The sequence below is a fragment of the Moritella sp. genome (assembly GCF_033791185.1).
Classification (GTDB): domain Bacteria; phylum Pseudomonadota; class Gammaproteobacteria; order Enterobacterales; family Moritellaceae; genus Moritella.
Genome location: NZ_JASJHF010000260.1, coordinates 1 through 4,726, shown reverse-complemented (window position 1 = coordinate 4,726; position 4,726 = coordinate 1). Strand labels below are relative to the sequence as shown.

Annotated in this window: 2 protein-coding genes; both read left to right on the top strand. The window is 41.6% G+C overall.

Features of this window, described 5'->3' with window-relative positions:
• The coding region (locus QNK26_RS15115) for a cadherin repeat domain-containing protein (protein WP_319224562.1) at positions 1-1,433 on the top strand (1,433 nt) is incomplete at its 5' end.
• Between the two features lie 45 nt (positions 1,434-1,478).
• Positions 1,479-4,726: S8 family serine peptidase (locus QNK26_RS15110; protein WP_319224560.1), on the top strand; the 3,248-nt coding region annotated here is incomplete at its 3' end.

Sequence of the window (4,726 nt, the reverse complement as noted above, 5' to 3'; positions counted from 1 at the left end):
CTATGATAGTGACAACGGATCGCCAAACTATTCCGGGCCTAAGTGATAAACCATTAATTCATAATTTCACCTTAGGTGGATTAATAACCAATCGTGTTAATGACAGTTCAGCCATAGATCCAACACTCGAGTGTGGCAATAATGAAATTAAAGACAGTAATGGCAACTGCATAAAATATTATGCGGACGATGTCTTTGATACCTACCTTTATGATTATTTGGCCGATTTTGGCATACGTAAAGGAGACATAGCACCATTATGTTTAGTCACCGATAGATCAGACTTCGATTGTGTTATTGACCATCTGTTATTTGCACAAGCAATAAATTTTAAGTCGCCTTTATTAATTAATGGAGATTTAATTTGTGACTTTACCGCTCGTAGCGTTTCCGCAAGTTGTGTCTCTGAAGAAGTTAAATACTCTACTGAAATTCCTGAGACGGATAAATGGCAATATGAAGTTATTGTGCGTTTAGATACCTTACTTTTACCTCCTGTTGTTGATGAATCGCCAGGGACGTCGACGTTTTCAGGTACGGTTTTAAAATTAGCCCATATGGATAGTACAGAGCAAACGTCATTTGATTGGCAAGACAGTATTACCTTAGCACCAAATTCACGTGCTAAAACATCAACATTATATAGTCAGGCGTGTGCAAACACTGCGGCTGTAATTAGCGGCGAGTGTCTTAAAGGTAGTGCGTTGTTTAATCCTCAAACGGGTTTTTATGTAATCGCAAGCTTTGAGAGTGTTATGCCAACGATTCAATCTGGGCAGTCATTTTCAGTCGCTGAGAATAGCGTCATCGGTGACGTATTTGGTCAATTACAACTACATAACACCTCACTTATTGAAGGACTTATAACTACTGAGGCTGAAATTACCTTAGTGGGCGATAGTGCTGGCGCGCCGTTCCAAATCTCTGCCAATGGCGTGTTATCGATACGTGATAGCAGCCGTGTCGATTATGAAAAACAGCAGCATTATTCATTAATGGCCAGTGTCAAAGTGGGTCAAAATGAAGGTTTAACTCAACACTTTGATGTTTACATCACTAATTCTAATGACAATGCACCACAGTTGGTGTCCGCTATAGGCGACTTTGCCGCAGAGCAAGGCACGCAGATAGATGCAACTGATTTATCTGTGCATTTCACCGATATCGATGGTGTAGGTTTGAAATTTAGCGCTGAAAATTTACCGAAAGGTCTGCTATTGAATAGCGCGGGCTTATTAACGGGTACGCCACTGGTTGGCGGTGAATTTATCGCACAGATCAGCGTTAATGATGGCCAAAACTTCTTTCAAGCGGATATTACTTTTAGCATCAGCGAAGTAAGCACTGAGTCAGATAAAAACAATAATTCGTCAGGTGGTACTTTTTACGTATCGCTGTTGTTGCTACTGCTTTGTAGTCGCCGTTTTAGATAACTATTTAACGGAAAGAGTTTGACTCTTTCCTGTAAGGAATTCTTTATGAAATTTAAGTTAAGTAATATGGTTTCAGCATTATCTTTGGTACTTGTTGCCAATGTAAGTGCAGAAACTAATCAACAAGAACAGGCTTATCAGTTAGGTAGGTTTGTAGAAGATAATGCCGTAAAAGTGCCGTTTAGAACGACCCATAATAGTGATGGTGGTTTAGCCGTATTTGATATTAATAATCATGTTCGTAAGCATTTGAGTAATGAGTATTTCATTATTTTGCAAGATCAACCTTTAACTAGCTATCGCGGTGGCGTCAGCGATTTACCGGCAACGAATATGTTGGCCAGTAAAGGCTCAAATGTAACGGCCCAAGGTAAATTAGATACCAAAAGCTTAGCCTCGAAACAATATAAGCACTACCTAGCGGGTAAGCAAAATGAAACGCAATTTCATATAAATATGCGTTTACAGCGCGACGTAAAAATTGGCTCTACTTATCAAATCGCATTAAATGGTTTTACCGCTACATTGTCTGCATCAGAAGCTATTTTAGTTAGTCAATTACCAAATGTTGTTGCTGTAGGCAAAGCAGGTATTGCAAAAATAACCACAGACAGTGGCCCTGCATATAGTGGTGCAAGCAAAGTATGGCAAGGCACAAATTCGTCTGTTGGTACTAAAGGCGAGGGCATGGTTATTGGTGTTATTGACTCTGGCATAGCGTCATTTTTAGAGAAAGTTGACAATATTAACAACCAAGATGAATTACCGCCATTTCATCCATCATTTGCAGCTGAAGTTGATGAAAACGGTGATGGTGAAATAGATTACGTTCATACCAATCCAAAAGGTCAATATTATGGTGACTGTATTAATAGTCCTGGCTGGTGTAACGATAAACTCATTGGTGTCGTACCGTTTGGCCATATACGAGACATACTGACTTTTACACGAGACGAGGAAAATACCTTTCTTCGAGTACGCGACTGGGCCCGTGAAGGTACCGGCCAAGACTCTAATGGTCATGGTACTCATGTAGCATCCACTGCCGCTGGTAACATTGTACATAATGTTAAAACAGAAGGCGCAATAGGTGGCCCATTACCGGAAGTTTATCAACACGATTTTGTTTTTGATAAAGTTTCAGGTGTTGCCCCTAGAGCCAATATTATTGCTTATAAAGCTTGTGATTCAGGCGGTTATTGTTTTCCTCAATATGCCATTGATGCGATAGAACACGCGATTGAAAATGGTGTTGACGTAATTAACTATTCGGTCGGCAGTACGCCAAATACACCTTGGTATGATTGGGTGTCTCTGGCTTATTTGAATGCTCGTGAAGCGAATGTTCATGTTGCAGCATCTGCTGGTAACAGTGGCGCTAGTGGTAAAACAACCATGCGTACACCAGGAAATGCGCCTTGGTTGATGGGCGTTGCAGCAATAAATCATGACCGCGGTTTTGACGATAAAAAACTAGTGTTAACCGGCGGTTCAACTGATTTTGAACTAGAAAGTAATATTTTAGTAGGTGAAGGCGCAACACGCGGATTAACAGCTACCGATGTTGTCTTTGCTGGTGATGTTGAACATAGCTGGGCAAGTGATGATTTTGAAATTGCCGGTGCCTGTGGTCTCGATTCTATACCTACAGAAGCGGTTGCCGGTAAGGTTGTTATTTGTAACCGCGGCGGTGTACATAAAACCAAAGGTCCATTAAGCCGATCAGTAAAAAGCCATAATTTATCGCTCGTAGGGGCTGCCGGTATGATCTTAATTAATACCAACAATACCGGTGAAAACCTTGCTGCCGATTTCCATACCATTCCATCGATTCATATCGACAAGAACGACGGTCGATTATTACTTGACTGGTTAGCCGAAGGCGAAAATCATCAGGTGGCGTTGAGTGAATCACATTTAGTGAGTACTCAAACGTTTGAAGAAAATGAAGATCTCAGTGGTTTAATGACGTATTTCTCTTCACAAGGACCGGATCGTTTTAGTGGCGATTATCTAGTACCGAGTATTGCCGCACCAGGACAGGACATTCTTGCCGGTGGTTTAGGTTATAACATGCAAGAGTTTACCTTAAACCAACAAAGTATTTCTGATCAAGATTTTATGTATCGCTCTGGTACATCTATGGCGTCACCACATGTGGCCGGTATGATGCTTTTGATCAAATCAAGACACCCACAATGGTCTGCTGCAGAATTGCAATCAGCCATTATGTTAACTGCAGGAACCTATGCGAAAGTTGTTGGCCCTGTAGTTAAGAAGAAGCAAACCTGGGATCCAGCGGCTCTGCATTCATCCGGTGCTGGTGTTGCGCGTGTTGATTTAGCGGTCGAAAGTGGATTAGTGATGCATGAAAGTATCGCTGGTTACCTCGCTGCAGACCCGTTTGGTGATATAGGAGCAATTCAAATGCCAACAGAACCAGGAGAAGCGGATTTAGGTGATGATGATTCAGTTCGTAATATCCGAGATCTTGTTAAAGAACTTCCTGCTGGGTGGCACGGACAACCGAGTAAAATGAATATTGCCAGCATGTCTATGGGCGAGTGTATTAGCCAATGTCAATGGACACGTACTTTAAAAGCCACCAAAGATGCGCAGTGGACTGTATCGTATAGTTATACGACAGAGGGTATGACCTTAAGCAGTGACTTAGATGGCCAAACGATTTCATTGAGCGCTGGTGAAGAATTTACCATAACGGTTAAGGCCATCGCAGATATAGACATTGATACCCCATGGTCAGATGGTCGCGTACATTTTACCCCATCTGATCCTAGTATTCCTGCCGTCTCTATTCCGGTGACCGTTAACTTTGTTGTTGGTAGTGCGCCAGAATTAGTAGAAATTAATACTCATCGTAATGTCGGTAGCGCACTGATTGAGGATGTTGTGTCTATTGGCACCAATGATTTTACTATTCAAACATCTACTTTAACCGAAGGCATTGAATATAACGTGTCATTGAAACGTTCAAGCATGCCAGACTTCATTCAAGAAGAAGAGGGTATAGCATCGTACTTTATGCCGATATCAGTGCCTAGCGGTACCGATCGCATAGTCGTAGAAATTCTTGAAACTTCGTCACCAGATGTTGATGTATTCATGGGCGCCGACGCTGATGCAAATGGCATTGCAAGCCGTGAAGAGTGGAATGATATTTTTATGTTCGCGACAACGCCTACTGCACTCGAAAAACTGGATTATTCATCACCGAGAAAAGGTGATTACTGGTTAATGATCCATAACTATGGCAATCAGTTTAATAATGAAGA